Consider the following 16,420-nt stretch of genomic DNA (forward strand, 5'->3'; position numbering starts at 1 on the left):
AAAGGCCCTCCGTGACCCACGTGTGGTACGCCGCCTACGGTTCCAATCTCAACGCCCGCAGGCTGGCGTACTACATCGACGGAGGGACACCACCCGGAACCGGGCACACCTACCCCGGATTCCGTGACCGCACACCACCTCTCAAGACCAAACCCCTGACCCTGCCTGGCAGCATCTACTTCGCCTGGCAATCACCGGTCTGGACCGGTGGTGTCGCGTTCTACGCAACATCACCCGCGGACGGTTGGGTGAGAGGTGCAGCAGCGCGCGGCTACCTGCTCACGTATCAGCAGTTCAGCGACCTCTGCACTCAGGAGATGTACCGAATCCCTGGTGAGACACCAGATCTCGATGTGGACGAGATCATCTCGACCGGCAAGGTGCAGCTCGGTCAGGGCCGGTACGAGACCCTCGTCCATGTCGACGACATGGACGGGTTCCCGGTCATGACCTTCACCTCTCCTTGGGATCCGGCCACCGTCGAACTCAGGAAGCCATCGGCACGCTATCTCGGCATGCTCGCGGCAGGCCTACGCGAGTCGCATCGTTGGGGAGACGATGCTGTTGTCGAATACCTCTCGAAACTGCCTGGCGTTCAAGGCCATTGGGATCACACCGAACTGCATGCTCTCGCGGAAACTGACGTGCAGCTGTTGTAACACCGCAGCCTTTCCCAAAAATGTGGGACATCGAGCCCGGCGCGCCTCCCACGGGATGCCTCGCGTTACCTCTAGGAATTACAAGCATGGCTAGACCCGCGAAGTTGCCCCCCACGAAGAGCGTCGGTCTCGACCTGTCTCGTGAAGTAGTCGAGGCAATCGATCACGAGGTGGCTGTGCGAGGCGTAAACAAGCGGACGCTGTACGAGATCGCGTTGCGGCGTGAGCTCGGATTGCCCGACTACCCCGGCGTCCCCAACTCGCAGCAGGAGGCGCTCCCCATCTCGGCATAAGTCAGACGAAGTACCACATCCACCGCCCTTACCAAGCGGTGGCAAATCCCCCGTAAACGAGGAAGGCCGCCCAGTTACCAGCTGGGCGGCTCTTCGAAGTCCCTGATAGGACCACGCTTTTGCGAAGCGGTTCTCAGGGTAGCAAGGCCGCACGTCCGCAACAAAGGAACTCGACCGGTGCAGCTGGTCACGATTTCGCGGACAAACCGACTGAGCTACCTTTTCGCGCATCTGGACGAGGGTGCACCACCACCACCTCCTCCCCTCGCCGCCGTCGCGGACCGACGCCGGCGGCTGCGTTGTTCCCGCTGTTTCCGATGCCTCGGCTGCGGTTGAAGTTGCCCGACGACGCCTACGACACCGTCCCGGCGTGCTGGTGGAGCCGCGCGCGATGGATCGCGCACAATCTCGCGCTCTACGACATGCACTACAAGCTGCTGCGGCGGCAGAACATGGTCGACTCGGTGAGTCGCAAGACTCTCGAAAAATACCTCGTCGCCGAGTCGAGCAGCGCGAACCATCGGACCGGGCGTGGCGCTCAGGCCACGGTCGCCGAGCTGCAGAAGGCCACCAGCCGCGAGCGATCCACTGTGTTCCGGTGCCGCCGCCTGACTCACAAACTCGGCACCCGCACCACCGTGTTCCGAGGCCGCCAGCGCACCAAAGTCGAGGCCCTGGAGTCCTGGCGCCGCGAGGATCCGAACCGCGGCTGGGCATCGGTGTCCGCGCTGCACGAAACCGCGGACTTCCCTGTGGATAACCGGATCGTGGAAACGTTGCTTGACCAGGGTTTTGGCACCCCTCCTGAGCGTAGCGAAGGTTCCGTTTTCCTCTCACGGCCGAAATTTGCTTCTTCGACCGAAAGCGCGATGAAACGATGCGCTCCGCGCAGCCCGGACAAGAGCCGTCGGGCCAAGCGCGCACCAGCATACGACCAGAAGGCGGTGAAACTGGCCTCTGGCGTGCGCCGTGACGAACGTTTCCCGCTCTGGGTGCGAGAGATACGCCCGGGACGGTTGGCGGCGCTGCTGACGCGCAAGGCCGTCGCCGGGTGGGACATCGACGACGTCTACGGCGGCATCGAGGAGTTCCGGATCTCGGGTAAGAAGCTGCTGGACGGGCCGCGTAATCCGGCGGGCTACCTGTGGTCGATCCTGAACCAGATCCCCGACGACGTGCCCCCGGCCCGCCTGGACCGGGCGCGCACGGTCGCGCTCCAGGAGGCCGAGCGGGCACACCGGGCCCGCCAGCGCGAGGAGGACCGCGCCCAGGCGATGCTCGCCGCTGACGGTATGAACGCCGAGGCTCGGCGAATTCGCGACGAGCTGGCGCAGGGTGCCGCCGACCGGGCCGCACGACGTGCCCGCGGGGCCACCGAGGCGCGGCGCGAACTGACCCAGCGGGCACGGGGACGCTGACCTCATCGGAGGATCGAGCGAGCGCGAGGTTTCCGCGCCCGGCTCACGTCGCTCCGCTATCGGCTCTATCGAGGCTAGCTATCCACGCTAGCGTGGATAGCTTTGCAGGTCAGAGGCTTAGCAGCCGTTGCGGTCCATGTACTCGCGCAGGGCTAGGTCGGTGATCGATGCGATGGAGATCGACCGGTCGCCGGTCTCGTAGCGCAGTTTGTCGACCGCGCGGCCGAGCCGGTCCTTGGTCGATGGCCGGATCCGCACGTTGTGTTGTTCGATCAGTCGTTCCTCGATCGGCACCGGCCCCGGCAGGGTCGGCGGCTGCACAGCTGGTGTGGGGTTGGGCTTGTCCGGGATGTCGTCGGCCGGGTGGGGGCGCCGGCCGATGGCGGGCTTGCGCTCGATAGGGGTCACGCGTGGGCTCCTTCCGGCAGTAGTCCAAGCTCGGTGGCCAGGTCGGTGTAGGCGACCTGCAGGGCGATGGCCTTGCCGCCACGGAATTGGTGCATCGGCACCGACGCGGAGTCCGCGTCCTCGCGGGCGCCCAGGTCGGGGATGACGGTGCGCGCGACCAGGCCGCCGTTTCCGTCGCCGAGGGTGCCGTAGGCGGTGCGCAGCTCGGGCTCGCGGCTGTTGTGCTCGCCGCGGGCCTTGCGCTTGGACACCACGATCGATCCGATGTGCATGCGCGGGTTGGGTCGGCGCTGCACGCGCAGAATGGTCCGCTCCAGCTCGCCGACACCCTTGAGGCTGTTGCGGGTCGCCTCGGTGACGATCAGGGCTTCCTGCGCGACGACCAGCGGCGCGAACAGCAGCGTGCCCAGTGTCGGCGGGCAGTCGAACAGCACCGCGTCGTAGGCGGACAGGTCCACACCCTCGAACGCTTGATCCAGGCGCCACACGATGTCGCTGTTGCCCGACTCGGCTACCGACCCGAGGTCTGTGTTCGCGGGCGCAACATCCACCCGATCCCACGCCGAGGCCACGACCACATCGGCGAGGTCCCCGGGGCGCACGCCGCGGTCGAACAGGTCCGCGACGGTGCGCTGTCCGTCGGCGACCTCTACGCCGACACCGTCGGTGGCATTGCCTTGGGGGTCCATGTCGATGATCAGCGCTCGGCCACCGGCGTGCATCACCGCACTGGCGAGGCCGAGCGTTGTCGCGGTCTTGCCGACGCCGCCCTTCTGGTTGGCGATGACGATGACCCGGGTCTGCGTGCCAGGATCGCTCAGCGGGCTAGAGCCGCTCGGTGCGCTCGGTGTGCTCACGCAGCGAACCTAACACCGATAGCAAGTACTGATAGCGGAGATAGCTAGTGATGCTAGCATAGCTATTATTATATATACGTTTAGTTAAAACGTATTTACGAAATATTTTTACGTAAAAAATTAACGTTATTGTGGTAGAATCGATGGTATGAGTGAGCAACCCGATTCCCCGCACGGCGCGGCCCCGGCCGACGACCAGCGCGTTTGCCAGTTCCCGACCGGCTACGACCCCGAGACGGGCGAATTTCAGGTGGCCGGGCACGCATTGCCGCCGGTCGCGGGCCGGGGCCGCCCGGCGGACTATTGCGGGCAGGCCTGCGTCGACCCGGACGGCACGCTGCGGGTGCACGACCGGGCGACGGCGTTCCAGCGCAAGCGCGATCTGAAGGCGGAGGCCGGTGGCGCCGCACCGCGCCGCAAGCCCGCGGGCCGTCCGGTCACTTCAGCGCGCGCGTCGCTGGCGGAGCTGCTGGCGCAGTTCGAGATGGTCACCACCGCGCACCGCACCCAGCTCGAGGAGATCCTCGCGAGCGCGGCGCAGATCGTGGCCACCGCTGGGGATCCGGACGCTGCTGCCGCCGAGGTGGCCGTGAAACGCCGGGAAGCCGACGACGAGATTCGCGACGCGAACAGCCGCGCCGAGGAGGCCGAGACCGACGCTCTCACCGCGCGGCGCGAGCTGGCCCGCGCCCTGGAGGACAAGGCTCTCGCTGAGGGTGCGGCCGAGGACGCGCTCGCCGATCGGGACGCCCGGGTCGGGGAGGCCTTGGAGGAGACTGCCGAAGCCAACGCCGCTGCCGAGCGCGCCGAGACCAAGCTGGCTGAGGTGACCGCGGACGCGTCGGAGAAGGTCGCGACCGCCCAAGCTGAGGCCCGCGACGGTATCGTCGCCGCCGAAAACGCTGCACGCGAACGGATCACGGCCGCCGAACGCGCCGCCCAGGACCGCATCGACGCAGTGGAGCGCGACGCGGCGGTGCAGATCACGGCCGCGAACGATGCCCGGGCCGACGCGGTCGCGGCGCAGCATCACGCCGAGGCCGAGCAGCGCGGCGCCGAGCAGGCCGCCACCGACGCCCGCGCTGAGGCCGAGCGGCTGCGTACCCAACTCACCGAGGCTACGGCCGACGCGAAGGCCCGTGCCGCCGCTGACCGGGCCGAGATCACCGGATTGCGGGAAGAATTGGCCGGCGTCCGCGCCGAGGCCCGCGCCGAACGCGAGCAGATCCGCGCCGACCACGCCACCGAGATCACGCGCGTCCAGTCCACCGCCGATACCCGCGCGCAGACGCTGGAGCGGGCGCTGGCCACCGCCGAGAAGACCATCACCCGACTCGAAGCCCAGATCACCCAGAAGAAGGGGAACAGCTGATGTTCCGTCGCAAACCCAACCCCACCCGCGCCGCCACCGGTGGTGGGACTGAGGATCCGCTGTTGACCGCGGATCTGGCCGAACGGGTGCAGACCGGCCGGGACCGGCTGGCCTACCAGTTCGATCCCGCGCTGCGTGAGGCGCTGTCGGAGCGGGAGCTGCAGGCCGAGCGCAAGCTGGCCGAGCGGGTCCGCGAGCACGATCGCATCGAGCAGCTCGCCGAGCTGGAGACCGCCGAGGCGACTGCGGCCGAGGTGCGCAAGACCACGACCGAGCTCGTGCGCACCGAGGCCCGCGACCTGACGCTGTCGCGGCGCGCGCTGGCTGATCAGCGGCGTGAGGCGTCCCCGCACGCGCAGATGGCCCACCTGTACCGCATCAAGCGGTGGTCGGGTCGCGCGCTGGCGAGCGTCGTGGCCGGGTCGATGCTGTTCTCCGCGGCCAACGTGCAGCACAACCTCGCCCCGGGCGGGCCGAGCGAGCCGCTGTACTGGATGAGCTATCTGCTGGAGGCACTGATCAGCACCGTCCTGGTCGTGTTCATGGTTTCCGGGTCGGCGGTCGCGCGCTGGAAGATCATCGAGGGGGAGAAGACGATCCAGCGGACCGAGGTCGCATTGCTGGCCGGATCGATCCTGCTCAACACCTACCCATACTTGAAATCCCCGCAGGACTGGGCCGGGGTCGCCGTGCACTCGGTCGCGCCGATCATGATGGGCGTGGCCCTGTTCGGCCACACCGCCGTCGCCAAGCGCATGGGCGCGGCCATCGCGAAGGCCTCGCTGGAGTTGTCGGTCACCGACGACACCGCCGACCGGCTGGCCGAGCTGCTCGCCCGCGCGCGCACCACCGTCACGCAACCAGCTCCGGAGCGCGGAGCGGATCCGGTCGCCGATGATGCGGTGCTGGCGGACTTCGAGCGCGAGTTCGCCGATACAGCCTCGCGCGCGGAGGACACGGGGGTGCTGCCGTCGCTCGCGCGCGAACCGATCGTCGCGCGCGAGAGCGAGGCGGCGAGCGATGTCGCGCGCGAGAGCGTTGATCGCGCGTCGCTCGCGCGCGACGAGTCGCAGATCCCGCGCGCGGAATTCGTTGAGCCGATCGCGAGCGAGGACGTGTCACCGACCGCGAGCGAGGGCGGCATCGCGCGCGTGGCCCTCGCAGCGGATCCGGATCCGGTCGCGCGCGAGGAGGCATACGAGGATCGCGCGTCGCGCGTCGCGCACAGCCCGGCTGAGCTGGGAACCGATCGCGCACCGCTCGCCGCGCACGAGGACGCCGATACGCCCGTCACGCGCGAGGTCGACGAGGAAGCCGCACGCGAAGACGCCGAGGCGGTCGCGCGCGATCTAAGGCCGGTCGTGCCCCTGGTTCGCGCGCCGCGCGTGCGGGCTGCGCGCAAAGCTGGGCCTGGCTCGTCGCGCGCGAACCGTTCGTCGGCCGCGCGCGAGTCGGCGGTGGATGGTGCGCTCGCGCGCGCGACCGATCAGGCACCGCGCGCGACCTCGCGCGCGAGCGACAGCGTTGGGAGTGGTCCGTTCGCGCGCGAACTGACGCCTGCGGAAGCGACCCGGCTCGCGCGCGCGGTGCACGATCGACGCAAGTCCAAGCAGCCGGTCGAGGTGCTGGCGAAGATCTACCTCGCCAAGTCCCAGGGCATGTCGACCAACAGCATCGGTGACACGCTCGTCGACCTACCGCACTCCACAGTCGGCCGTGCGATCGACGCCGCGATCGCAATATCCGGGCCGCGCGCGCTGGACTGAGCACCGAACAACTGAAAAGCGACAGCCCCGGCGGGTCGTATCCGCCGGGGCTGTCGCGTGTTCGGAGACTACTCGTCGCTGTCGCCGAGTCTGTCGTCGGTGGCGGTCGCGAGCCGGGCGTGGATCTCGGCCTGGCGTTGCAGCCCGGCGACCCAGTACCAGCGTTGAGCGAGTTCGGCCGCTTTGCCCGGTTCGGTGTGGATTCCGTGCTGTACCGCCTCGGTCGACACCCTGATCGCTTCCGTCAGCGCCTCATGCGCATCGTTCGCGAGCCATTCAGCACGCCCAAAATGTGATAGCACCATGACCCCAAACGTACGGCTACACAACAAATCAGCCACCCCCAAATCTCTTCGATGAGGTCACGTCCGCAGACCCCTCCCAGCTGCTCAAATTCCCGTACACTCATCCTTGACCCTAGGCGGAGCAAGGTAACATTTACCATCTGGTAAATGAGGATCTCCTCGCGGTGCGTGAGGAGCCCACCCAGTCGGGTGGTCGCTGCGCTGGGCCGGGTTTTTCGTCCGAGGTTCGGACCGATCGGAGGGTGGTCGTGGTGGGCGTGCAGGAGGTTGGCGGGGCGGGTTCGACGAATGGGCGGCGCAGTGCGCAGAACGTGGCGCGGGCGCGGCGGCGTCGGCGGCGCCCGAATATCGATGGCCCCAAGCACAAGCCCGAGATCGTGTTCTCGGATGAGGAGTTCGCGCGGGTGCAGAAGTTCGCGGACGAGGCGAATTGCACGCTGCCCTGGTATGTGGTGCAGGCCGCGGCTTATCCGGTCGCGACCGGATCGTCGAAGAACGAGGGTGGGCCGTGGTTGCCGTGGCCGCAGCGGCGGGAGATCGTGTCGCAGTTGGGTTCTGCGGCGAGTGCGTTGGACATGATGCGCCGGCATCACGTGAAGAAGATCGGTGGCAACCTCAACCAGCTGGTGCACTCCGCGCACGTCGAGGGCGAAGTGGCGGAGGAGATCTGGGAGATCCTCGAGGAGCTGGAGGCGGTGGCCGAGGAGCTGCGTGAGCGTGCCGAGCGGATCGAGGAGTTGGCGAGGGAAGCGGCGCGGCGATGATCCCGAAGATCCGGCGCGGCAAGAAGCTCCCGGGGCTCGTGGCCTACCTGCTGGGCCCGGGGGAGCACAACGAGCACACGAACCGGCACATCGTGGCGGGCTCGCCCACGGTGATGCGGGAGATGTGGCTGGAGAACTTCGACGGCCCCGCCGCCGACGAGGCCGCGCGGGAGACCGCGCTGGCGGTCGCGCACGAGATCGAGATCCCGCGCCGGTTGTACAACACCCAGGTCCGGATGAAGGCCAAGGTCGGTGTCGGTGGCCGGGATCTGGGCATGGACGTCATCGAGCCTGCCCGCCGGGGTGAGGGAGGCACGTACAAGGACGCTCCGGTGTGGCATTGCGTGCTGGCGTTGATGCCCGGGGAGGAACTCGACGACGGGAAGTGGGAGCAGGTCGCCGAGACGTTCATGGACCGCATGGGTTTCACCGGCACCCCGGATGGCAAGCGCGCCCAGGCGCGGTGGGTGGCGGTGCGGCACGGGCTGTCCGGCGCGGAGGGTGAGGGTCAGGACCACATCCATATCGCGGCGTCGCTGGTGCGCGAGGACGGCAGCAAGGTCAGCACCTACGACTACGGACCGGGCAAGGCCAAGGGCGATTGGAAGCGAGCCGATGAGATCTGCGGCGAGCTGGAGGCCGAGTTCGGGCTGAGGGTGCTCGCGTCGCGGAAGGAAGGCGGCGGGCTGTCGGAGAACAGCCGCGCGGAGATCGAGCGGTCCAAGCGGCTCGGTACTCCGGAGACCGAGCGCGAGCGGCTGCGCCGGATGGTGCGCGCGCACGCGACCGCGGCCGAGTCCGAAGCCGAGTTCGTCACCGGTCTGCGTGGGGCGGGGATCTCGATCCGGCCCCGCTACGCGGCCGGGGGCACCGATGAGGTGACCGGTTATTCGGTGCGGTTCCGCCGTGACGGCGCCGAGGTCGGGCCGTGGGTCGGCGGCGGGAAGCTCGCCGGGGATCTGTCGTTGGCGGCGTTGCGTGAGCAGCAGTGGGTCGACAGCGCTGAGGCCCGCGCCGATGCGTTGGCGGCGTGGAAGAACCGCACCACCACATCCGGGCGGTCAGGCCGGGCCGGTGGTGACGGTGTCGAGGCGTGGCAGCAAGCCGCGGCCGAGGCCGGGCAGTGGCGCGATCGGCTGGCGGAGGTGCCGCACGGCGACCGCGCCCAGTGGGCGTGGATGGCCGGTCAGGCTGCCGGTGTTTTCGCCGCGTGGAGCGAGCACCTCGAAGGCGATCAGCCGGGGGCGTTCGCGGCGGCCGCCGACTCGTTGACGCGGTCGGCGCAGATGCCGCGCCGCACCGACCGGTACCGGCCGCCGCCGGGAACGCATCCGACAGCCCTGGGGAATGTGGCGCGGCTGCTGCTCGAACAACCCGCCCGATCCAAGCCCCAGGGGCGCGGATCCGGTCGTGTGCGCGACGACGATATCGCCGCGCAGGTCGCCATCGTGTTGGTGGCGTTGATGTTCGTGCTGCTCGCCATCGCCATCGCGATCGCATTGGCGGTCGCGCGATCGCACCGGGCACGAGGTGAGCTCGGGCGCGCCCTGGCGGTGGAGCACATGACCCGCGAGCATCTGGATCCGGTGCGGGCGCAGTGGGAGAGCGACCTCGAAGCGCGCCGCGCCCAGTGGGACCGCGACGCGGCCGCGGTGTTCACCTCTGCCGCCGAACGCGCCGCCAAGCGCGCGGCCGGCCACACGAGCGCGCCCGAATCCGATGCCACCAACCGCGGCTCGCAGGACCAGACGGACCGGGCGAAGAAGCTCGCCGCCGCGCAAGGGCCGCTCACACCACCGACCCAACCGGGCGCCGAGGCGAAGCCGAAGCGGCGGCGGTACTACACCGAGCTGACTGCGGATCAGCGCTCGACGCTGCGAGCCGCCGCTGTGGCTCGCAGCGGTTTCGCCAGCCACGACATCGCTCCGGCCCGGTGGTCGGATGACAAGCTCGACACCGAGCTGCAGCATCTGCGGACCGAGGTCGCACTGTTGGTCGCCGATATCGCTGACCGTCGCGAGCGCGGTGGCCCGCACACCCGCCAGGTCACCGCCGACAACGCCGAGGTGACGCGCAAGGCGGAGAAGATCCCGGCCGCGCAGCAGGCCCAGCGCGCCGCCGACGAGATCACCACCAAGGAGCAGAAGCTCACTACGACGCACACGCAGTTGCAGCAGGAGCTGAACGAGCTGTCGGGGCGTCGACTGTTGGCCCGGAAGAAGAAGCAGGCCGAGGTCGACAAGGCCGACGGGGAGCTGCAGGACCTCGCTCCGGAGGCAGCCCGGGCCCGCGCTGGCGCCGAGACCGCAGCCAAAGCGACCGGTGCTCCGGCTCGCGAATGGGACGCGATCCTGTTCGAGGCCCAGGAGCAGCGGCAGAAACGGCGGCTCAGCTCGGCACGGAACCAGGACGCGCAGGATCTCGGCGACGACACCACCTACCTGCAGGACCTGCAACGCGATCTGGAGAAGGTGGAAATCGAGCACGCCCGGCGAGAACAGCTCACCCCTGAGCAGCGCGCCACCGAGGCCCGCGCCCAGTCCAAGACCAGGACCACCGGCCCGGAACGATCGGCGGGGACCGAGCGCCCCGCAGCCTCTCGCAGGCCCTACAAAGGACCGGAACGCGGCCCCAGCAGCGGCCCCAGCAGCGGCCAAGGGATCGGCATGTAGGACGGGAAACCGGGGACGGGGCAGGACAGAGAGAGTGCCGAAAGGATGGCACAGGGAATCAGGGGAGGGTGGCGGCGGCCGCGCGGCGGGCTCGGTGCGTACGCTGCGGTTGGCATGCCGGTCGCCTTGGAAGGTGCTGCCGCACGAGCTTCGCTCGCTTGCCCTCAAAGCACCCAGCACGCGCCTATAGGCATCTGTCCGGACACCTGGCTACTTCACTTGGCATGTCTAACTCCATAACTTGATTGCAGTCGAGGAACCGCCGCCGCCTCGCTCGCCACCTACTCCATGAGATGACGCCGAACACGATGCCCGCCAGCCGCTTTTGCGATGCGCCCTGCATATAGGCACACCAGCAGCACCCGGCCGTTACCGTTTCGTTACCCCAGATGCAAGAGGTCTGCACGCTGGGGGAGGGTGAAAAAGGGGGCGGGGGCGTGTGGAGGCGTGATGTTGGTGTCGAGGGGTAGTTGGCGAAGTCCGGATATAGGTGGCGAGTGGGATGGGGAAGTCCGGGGGTTGGGGCGTACGGCATCGGGGCTACTTGGTGGGCATCGTCGGGAGTTACCGCTACGCTCGCCACACCGAGACAGTCGCCCCGCCGCCAGGCGGGGCGACTGGTGGGAAGGGGCGCGGCGATGAATCAGATCCGGTATGTCTGCACCTGTCCGATGGGGTGGCATCCCTACCCCTACTGCCCGTACCGGCAGCAGCTGGAGCCGCAGCCCATCACGCCGGGCCAGTGGCGCGCCGCCGGGATCCTGCTCCAGCTCGAGCGTGAGGGCAAACTCGACCTCACGCCGCTTCGGCGGCCGATGTTTTGGTGGGTGCCGAGGGCGCTCCTGATCTTCGCGGTGTTCATCGCGCTGGTGATCCTGATCTAGGCACGCCGTTCCGGATCTGTGCGAGACTCGAAAGCGTGTTCGATATTTCTCTCGCGGTAGGCGACCGGGTCGCCTGGTGGTCGGACACTCATGGGCGCGGTGTTGCGGCCGAGGATCCGGCGGCGCGGCGACGCACCGGGGTCATCGTCCAGGTGCACCGGAGCCCGACCGACGACAGTCGGGTGATCGCCTACGGCGTCGCCTGCCACTCCACGCTCGGCGAGTACCTCGTGACCTTGCGCCCCGACTACCACCACCGGCCCACACGGACGACATAAGCCCCTTCTCGCACCCCGTTCGTGTCGGTGGTGTGTGGAAGGCTGTCGGGCATATCTGCCCGTGGCCGGGAGGGAGAGCGTTATGGCCGAGACCGACGAGCAGCCGACTGTACGACTGGTCGTGCATTGCCGCCGCTGTCATGGCTGGCTGATGTCGCCGGAATCGGTCGCGCGCCGCATCGGCCCGACCTGCGAGGCCCGCGAGCGTGCCGAGCTGCGCGCCCGCGAACGCGCTGAGCTGACCCTGTTCGACATCGCGGCCTGAGCCGCGGCCGTTGGTGACTCGGGGGATTATTGGTGGCAAGCCCTCCCGTTGAGGGAAGGGCGCGGCAGCTTCGATCGTCAGCGACGCGGCCGGGTCAGCACTGGAACGGGAAGCACGACTTCGGCGGGGCGGTCGTGTGCGCGGGCGCGACGGTCGAGGGCACCACGGCGTTATCCGGGTGGTCGGGGGATCCCAGGTGGGTCAGGGTCAGCACGACCAGCAGCAGGACCGGCACGCCGAACAGCGCTGCCAGGCCCCAGAGGATCGGCGTGGGCGAGGCGCTGCGGTAGCCGGGGTAGAACGGGGACCGGGAGCGCGGCCGCCGCGCGGGGCGGTCGACGAAGCGGATCGACCCGCGCACGTTGCTCCCGCCTATCCGTCCCCTGCGAGAATGCGCCCGCCTGGCTTCATACCCCACGGACACCAGTATGGCGCGCGGCTCCGACGCACTATTCCGTTTCGCTTGTCTCAGGGTGGAAGAGTGGGGGATGTGGGCAGTCGGACCCGCCGTCGATGCTGTGCGAGCTGTAGGAAGCCGCTTCCTCGAGGCGCTGACCGTCGGCGACGCTACTGCGGCAATGCGTGCGTCGCGAGGGCCTATCGTGCCCGGGTCCGCGAGCTGCGGCGGCAGGCGATCACCCACCAGCTCATCGGCGTGGAGGTCAAACTGGCGCAGTACGAGGACGAGGGGACCATCCCGACCGATACGATCCTGCCCGCTATCCAGTGTCCGGTCTGCGGTGCAAGGTTGTGGCCCGGGGTCGAGCATCGCGCCGATATCCGATACTGCTCGCCCGGGTGCCGATCCAAGGCGTACCGGCAACGGAAGCATGACGCTCAGCTGTAGCAAAGGTCCGAATCTGCTACGGCTGACCGTCATTTGTCGAGAGATCATCTCCGGAAGCGGAGTTCAGATGCGCTAGCTCTCCATCACCGTGAAATCGCTGATCCAGCGACGGATCAACGACAGTGTGCGCTTGTCGACTGAGCCCGACACCTTGCGGATCCGATCGAGGCTGATCGTTCGGGGTTGCTCCGTCATGGCGAAAGAAACCTCTTTGAGCTCGAGTTCATCGCCCCGCAGCTGGACATGATGCGGCCAGCCTCGGTCGGTTGTGGTTACTGGCACGACGACGACCAGACCTCGCACGGTCCGCAGGTAATCGGCGGTGGATATGATCACCGCCGGCCGACGACCATCCTGTTCACGGCCCTTGGTGGGAGAGAGATCGGTCCAGACGACCTGACCAGGGCTATACGTCGGTGGTGTGCTCACAGAGCGTCATCCAGGCCATCTTCGAGCGTGTCGTCCCACTCAGCGATCTCAGCCATGTAGTCCGAGTCCGCTTCCGCATAGGCCGCCGCCACAGCTGCGAACCGCTGCTTACGGTCGTGCTCATCAAGCAGATGAGCGATGGTCTGAGAGACGGTCCGCCCTTCTGCCTGCGCCAAAGAGCTCACACGCTCCCGTACCGACTGCTCGACTTTCATCGAGGACATCGAAGCGCTCATGAGGCGTACCTCCCGTCAAAATCCGTCTTTTCCTGTCCAGGATACCCAAAAGGGATACTTTTGGGGATACCCGGGATATCCATCCTCGGCATCTCCATATACTTCGGCGGTGACCGACGTGACTCAGATCCTCGAGATGACGCGCAAGGCGCTGGACGATTTCGAGACTCCAGGTAAGAGCGTGGCCGGCCTAGCCCGCCAGGCTCACCGCATAGCGGTGCGACGTCATGACTATGGCGCACAGATATGGCTGCTGCTGCAGCTCAGCGACGTCGGCTCAGGCGCATCTGATCGTGATGGTTTTCTCGACCTTCAGCGGAAGTTGGAGGCTCTCCTCGGCAAGGAAGAAGCTTCCCGCGAACACACACGGCAGATGCAGCGCTACCTCACGACTCGGTTGATGAGCGACGGAAAGAGCCATCATGGTGCGTCGATCGAACAGCTCGAGTTGCTGCTGACGCAGATCGAAGCGGTGTACGTCAGTTACGAAACTGTTCCTGCCAACCTGACGCCTATCGACACGTACTTCGTTGCGAGAGAGCACAATGCCGAGCAAGCAAAACTGCTTCCTCAGCTCGACCAGCAGCGGAGGATCATTTCCCGAGTTCGGCAGTCTGTCCACGTCTACCTGGTACAGACGGAGTCAGAACTCGAATTGGGCAGGGCCGAGTCCAGCTTCTTCGATCAGGTCCAAGCCCGCGGCAACGCGCTGCTGGCGAAGTACGCGCCGGAGGCCGCGCAGAACTTCGTTGCAGCCCAGGAGCGAATCGCAGGTGGTGGGCCCGAGGACATTTCGCATGCGCTGACCTCATGTCGTCGCATGATCAAATCACTGGCGGATGCGCTGTATCCGCCAACCAATGCGATGGCGGCTGGTATCGACAACGTCGAGCGCAAGATGTCGGACGACGCCTACAAGAACCGTCTTCTGCAGTACGTGTGTGAGCAGGTCGGCAAGCACAAGAACGGGCCCCTCCTTCAAGCAGTGATCCCCGAACTCGGTTCACGGCTCACAACGCTCGATGCGTTGGCCAGCAAGGGAGTACACGCTAAGCCTTCATTGGAGGAGGCACGGACCTGCGTTGCCCAGACCTATCTACTGGCTGCCGATCTGCTGAGCATCGCTGAGGGGTCGTCCTACCTCATGCAGGACGCACATGGTTCGGCAGATGCTACTGCGACCCCATCACCCGTCTGACCGCCGGTAACACCCACATCCAGCTGCCGTAGAGCATCACTGGCGACCGCAGTGGTTCGGTACTCGACATCAGGGTTCCTCCGGTCGGCCGGTGGCTGCGCGGGCGATGTCGTCGGCCTCGGCCAGGTAGCGGTACAGAGTGGCCCGGCTGACGCCGAACGCGGCGGCGACGGCCTCGGGGCGTTGCTCGGCGGCGAGGGCTGCCTGCGCGGCGGCGAGCTGGCCGGCGGTCAGCTTGCGGGGTCGTCCCGCCCGCACGCCCTTGGCGGCGGCGACCTCACGGGCGTGGGCGGCGCGTTCGAGCATGAACACCCGTTCCATATGGGCGAACAGCGCCAACAGTGCGACGGCTATCTCACCCATGGGTGAGTCCTCGGCGGTGTCGATCGGGATCGGATCCTTCAAGGTCTTGATCCCGACGTGCTGCTCGCGCAGTTCGTGCACGACGTTGAGGCACTCGCGCAGGTTGCGGCCGTACCGGTCGAGGTTGGTCGCCACGATCCGATCACCCTCGCGCAGCATCGACCGCAGCGTGGCGAATCCCGGCCGGTCGACGGTCGCGCCGGTCTTGCGGTCGGTGTAGATCCGCTCCGGTGGGATGCCGTACTCGGCGAGCGCGACGAGCTGGCGTTCGAGGTCTTGGTGCTTGGTCGACACTCGGGCGTACCCAAAATCCATCAGCGCAGCACCTCCCGCACGTCAGCGGGTACCGGATACAGCCCGAGCCGTCCCGGGCCCGGCACCGGCGCGGATAGCGCGACCGCACCGGTGAACACCCAGTGGTAGACGCCTTTGTCCTGCTGGCCCCACGGCGCGCAACATCCCGCCGCGCGGTGCACGTCCACGAGCTGGGCCACACTGAGATATCCGGACGGGCACTGCGCCGAGGACACGAAGCCCGAGATACCCAGGGCCACAGCAAGGTCGGCTCCGTCGCGCTCCCAGCGGGCCCCGGCATGGATCACCACCGCACCGCGGTGGCGGGTGGTCCAGGTGCGGTTCTCGACGGTCTTGTGTCCCGCGACGATCAGGTTGGCCCACGGGCGCCGCACGCTGATCGCCCTGACGGGGGTCCCCATCGCTGCAGCGCGAAGGTTGTCGAGCAGGTTCTCATCTATGAGCACGTCGTCGGCCGGCATCGCCTCGGTCTCGGCCGGCTTCTCTGCATTCAGCGCCATGTCGTCTCCATCCACGCGGGAAAAGTCTCATTATCTTATCCTGTTACAACATTTTGAGACTAAATTTCGAGCATAGATTATGAGACTCGTTGACCTGCTGTTCCTCCCGCCGACCGCGCCCGGTGTGCGCCTGTCTCGAAACCAAGGTTTCAAGACAGGAGGTCCAGCCGGAACAGCAGCTGGCATACCGGAGCGTCACACCATCGCATCGAGCCGACGTGCCGATCGTCGTGGTGCCTGCGTAGCGCGTCGGCAACGGCCTCCAAGTCGTCTCGTAGCCTGTTCCGTTCGGACAGCACCTGATGCCACTGCTGGTCGACGTCCCAACTCATCGCAACCTCCCGCAAGCCCTGTCCGCCGTACGGGGTGAGGGCAACTCTCTCGACCGCGCCGACTGCCGGGGCGGGTGGCATCCGTGGACGCCACATACCTATGCTGACCTGCGGTTTTGAGTGCCATTCAAAGAAAGGCGACGTTGTGTCGTGGGCGAATTACCGGTAGTTGAAGCCAGTCACTGAGTGGTTAATAGCAGTCAAAAGGCGGCGTAAGTAGTCTTATCTGGCCGATGAGTAGGAGAACGTGTCATGCCGC

The 16,420-nt window shown here is 67.2% G+C and carries 20 protein-coding genes; 11 read left to right on the forward strand and 9 right to left on the reverse strand.

Translation table 11 applies throughout. The features are described 5' to 3' along the window. Window positions 1-11: 11 nt before the first annotated feature. From ACW2Q0_RS30145 to ACW2Q0_RS30155, 3 genes are all read left to right on the forward strand, one after another. A complete protein-coding gene (locus ACW2Q0_RS30145) occupies window positions 12-659 on the forward strand; it encodes a histone deacetylase (RefSeq protein ID WP_457194315.1) in 648 nt (215 codons plus the stop codon). Window positions 660-745: 86 nt separating this feature from the next. Next, window positions 746-952: a hypothetical protein gene (locus ACW2Q0_RS30150; RefSeq protein ID WP_457194316.1), complete on the forward strand. Its 207-nt coding sequence runs from the start codon at window positions 746-748 to the stop codon at window positions 950-952. 338 nt (window positions 953-1,290) lie between these two features. Further along, window positions 1,291-2,370 carry a hypothetical protein gene (locus ACW2Q0_RS30155; RefSeq protein WP_457194317.1) on the forward strand — a complete coding sequence of 360 codons (1,080 nt, stop codon included), beginning with the start codon at window positions 1,291-1,293 and terminating at the stop codon, window positions 2,368-2,370. 117 nt (window positions 2,371-2,487) lie between these two features. Here ACW2Q0_RS30155 and ACW2Q0_RS30160 read toward each other — a convergent pair whose 3' ends face one another. Next, complete coding sequence (locus ACW2Q0_RS30160) at window positions 2,488-2,778, reverse strand: hypothetical protein (protein ID WP_457194318.1); 291 nt, start codon at window positions 2,776-2,778, stop codon at window positions 2,488-2,490. Beyond that, window positions 2,775-3,635, reverse strand: a complete 861-nt coding sequence (locus tag ACW2Q0_RS30165; protein ID WP_457194319.1) for a ParA family protein — start codon at window positions 3,633-3,635, stop codon at window positions 2,775-2,777. Before ACW2Q0_RS30165 ends, ACW2Q0_RS30160 begins: the two co-directional genes overlap by 4 nt. 148 nt (window positions 3,636-3,783) lie before the next feature. On the opposite strand from ACW2Q0_RS30165, the gene ACW2Q0_RS30170 reads away from it, so the two are divergent. Both ACW2Q0_RS30170 and ACW2Q0_RS30175 read left to right on the forward strand, forming a co-directional pair. Then, window positions 3,784-5,007 carry a hypothetical protein gene (locus ACW2Q0_RS30170; RefSeq protein ID WP_457194320.1) on the forward strand — a complete coding sequence of 408 codons (1,224 nt, stop codon included), beginning with the start codon at window positions 3,784-3,786 and terminating at the stop codon, window positions 5,005-5,007. Window positions 5,008-5,069: 62 nt separating this feature from the next. Further along, the gene (locus tag ACW2Q0_RS30175; protein ID WP_457194321.1) at window positions 5,070-6,773 is read left to right on the forward strand and encodes a hypothetical protein; all 1,704 of its coding nucleotides are present in this window, start codon (window positions 5,070-5,072) and stop codon (window positions 6,771-6,773) included. Between the two features lie 68 nt (window positions 6,774-6,841). Here the strand turns inward: ACW2Q0_RS30175 and ACW2Q0_RS30180 are convergent, their stop codons facing one another. Further along, complete coding sequence (locus ACW2Q0_RS30180; protein ID WP_457194322.1) at window positions 6,842-7,078, reverse strand: hypothetical protein; 237 nt, start codon at window positions 7,076-7,078, stop codon at window positions 6,842-6,844. A gap of 251 nt (window positions 7,079-7,329) precedes the next feature. Here ACW2Q0_RS30180 and mobC point away from each other — a divergent pair, with 251 nt between their 5' ends. From mobC to ACW2Q0_RS30205, 5 genes are all read left to right on the forward strand, one after another. Then, the gene (mobC, locus tag ACW2Q0_RS30185; protein ID WP_457194323.1) at window positions 7,330-7,842 is read left to right on the forward strand and encodes a plasmid mobilization relaxosome protein MobC; all 513 of its coding nucleotides are present in this window, start codon (window positions 7,330-7,332) and stop codon (window positions 7,840-7,842) included. Then, a complete protein-coding gene (locus ACW2Q0_RS30190) occupies window positions 7,839-10,514 on the forward strand; it encodes a relaxase/mobilization nuclease domain-containing protein (protein WP_457194324.1) in 2,676 nt (891 codons plus the stop codon). The genes mobC and ACW2Q0_RS30190 overlap by 4 nt, the downstream gene beginning before the upstream one ends. A gap of 638 nt (window positions 10,515-11,152) precedes the next feature. Then, window positions 11,153-11,398: a hypothetical protein gene (locus ACW2Q0_RS30195; protein WP_457194325.1), complete on the forward strand. Its 246-nt coding sequence runs from the start codon at window positions 11,153-11,155 to the stop codon at window positions 11,396-11,398. A 35-nt stretch (window positions 11,399-11,433) separates the two neighbouring features. Next, the gene (locus ACW2Q0_RS30200; protein WP_457194326.1) at window positions 11,434-11,676 is read left to right on the forward strand and encodes a hypothetical protein; all 243 of its coding nucleotides are present in this window, start codon (window positions 11,434-11,436) and stop codon (window positions 11,674-11,676) included. A gap of 82 nt (window positions 11,677-11,758) precedes the next feature. After that, the gene (locus tag ACW2Q0_RS30205) at window positions 11,759-11,941 is read left to right on the forward strand and encodes a DUF6011 domain-containing protein (protein ID WP_457194327.1); all 183 of its coding nucleotides are present in this window, start codon (window positions 11,759-11,761) and stop codon (window positions 11,939-11,941) included. A 94-nt stretch (window positions 11,942-12,035) separates the two neighbouring features. On the opposite strand, the gene ACW2Q0_RS30210 is transcribed toward ACW2Q0_RS30205, so the two are convergent. From ACW2Q0_RS30210 to ACW2Q0_RS30220, 3 genes are all read right to left on the reverse strand, one after another. Next, complete coding sequence (locus ACW2Q0_RS30210; protein ID WP_457194328.1) at window positions 12,036-12,302, reverse strand: hypothetical protein; 267 nt, start codon at window positions 12,300-12,302, stop codon at window positions 12,036-12,038. A gap of 558 nt (window positions 12,303-12,860) precedes the next feature. Next, a complete protein-coding gene (locus ACW2Q0_RS30215) occupies window positions 12,861-13,217 on the reverse strand; it encodes a type II toxin-antitoxin system PemK/MazF family toxin (RefSeq protein ID WP_457194329.1) in 357 nt (118 codons plus the stop codon). Beyond that, window positions 13,214-13,453, reverse strand: coding sequence for a hypothetical protein (locus ACW2Q0_RS30220; protein ID WP_457194330.1), 240 nt, complete (start codon window positions 13,451-13,453; stop codon window positions 13,214-13,216). The genes ACW2Q0_RS30215 and ACW2Q0_RS30220 overlap by 4 nt, the downstream gene beginning before the upstream one ends. A gap of 109 nt (window positions 13,454-13,562) precedes the next feature. Between ACW2Q0_RS30220 and ACW2Q0_RS30225 the strand changes: the two genes are divergently transcribed. Beyond that, window positions 13,563-14,651: a hypothetical protein gene (locus ACW2Q0_RS30225; RefSeq protein ID WP_457194331.1), complete on the forward strand. Its 1,089-nt coding sequence runs from the start codon at window positions 13,563-13,565 to the stop codon at window positions 14,649-14,651. A 69-nt stretch (window positions 14,652-14,720) separates the two neighbouring features. On the opposite strand, the gene ACW2Q0_RS30230 is transcribed toward ACW2Q0_RS30225, so the two are convergent. The 3 genes from ACW2Q0_RS30230 to ACW2Q0_RS30240 all read right to left on the reverse strand — a co-directional run bounded on the left by ACW2Q0_RS30230 (window position 14,721) and on the right by ACW2Q0_RS30240 (window position 16,242). Further along, entirely contained in the window at window positions 14,721-15,329 is a 609-nt protein-coding gene (locus ACW2Q0_RS30230) for a recombinase family protein (protein ID WP_457194332.1), read from the reverse strand. Continuing rightward, window positions 15,329-15,829 (reverse strand): ASCH domain-containing protein, encoded by a 501-nt coding sequence (locus ACW2Q0_RS30235; RefSeq protein ID WP_457194333.1) that lies wholly within the window; start codon window positions 15,827-15,829, stop codon window positions 15,329-15,331. The genes ACW2Q0_RS30230 and ACW2Q0_RS30235 overlap by 1 nt, the downstream gene beginning before the upstream one ends. Before the next feature lie 149 nt (window positions 15,830-15,978). Then, window positions 15,979-16,242, reverse strand: coding sequence for a hypothetical protein (locus ACW2Q0_RS30240; protein WP_457194334.1), 264 nt, complete (start codon window positions 16,240-16,242; stop codon window positions 15,979-15,981). Between the last annotated feature and the right edge of the window lie 178 nt (window positions 16,243-16,420).

The sequence above is a fragment of the Nocardia citri genome (assembly GCF_054065835.1).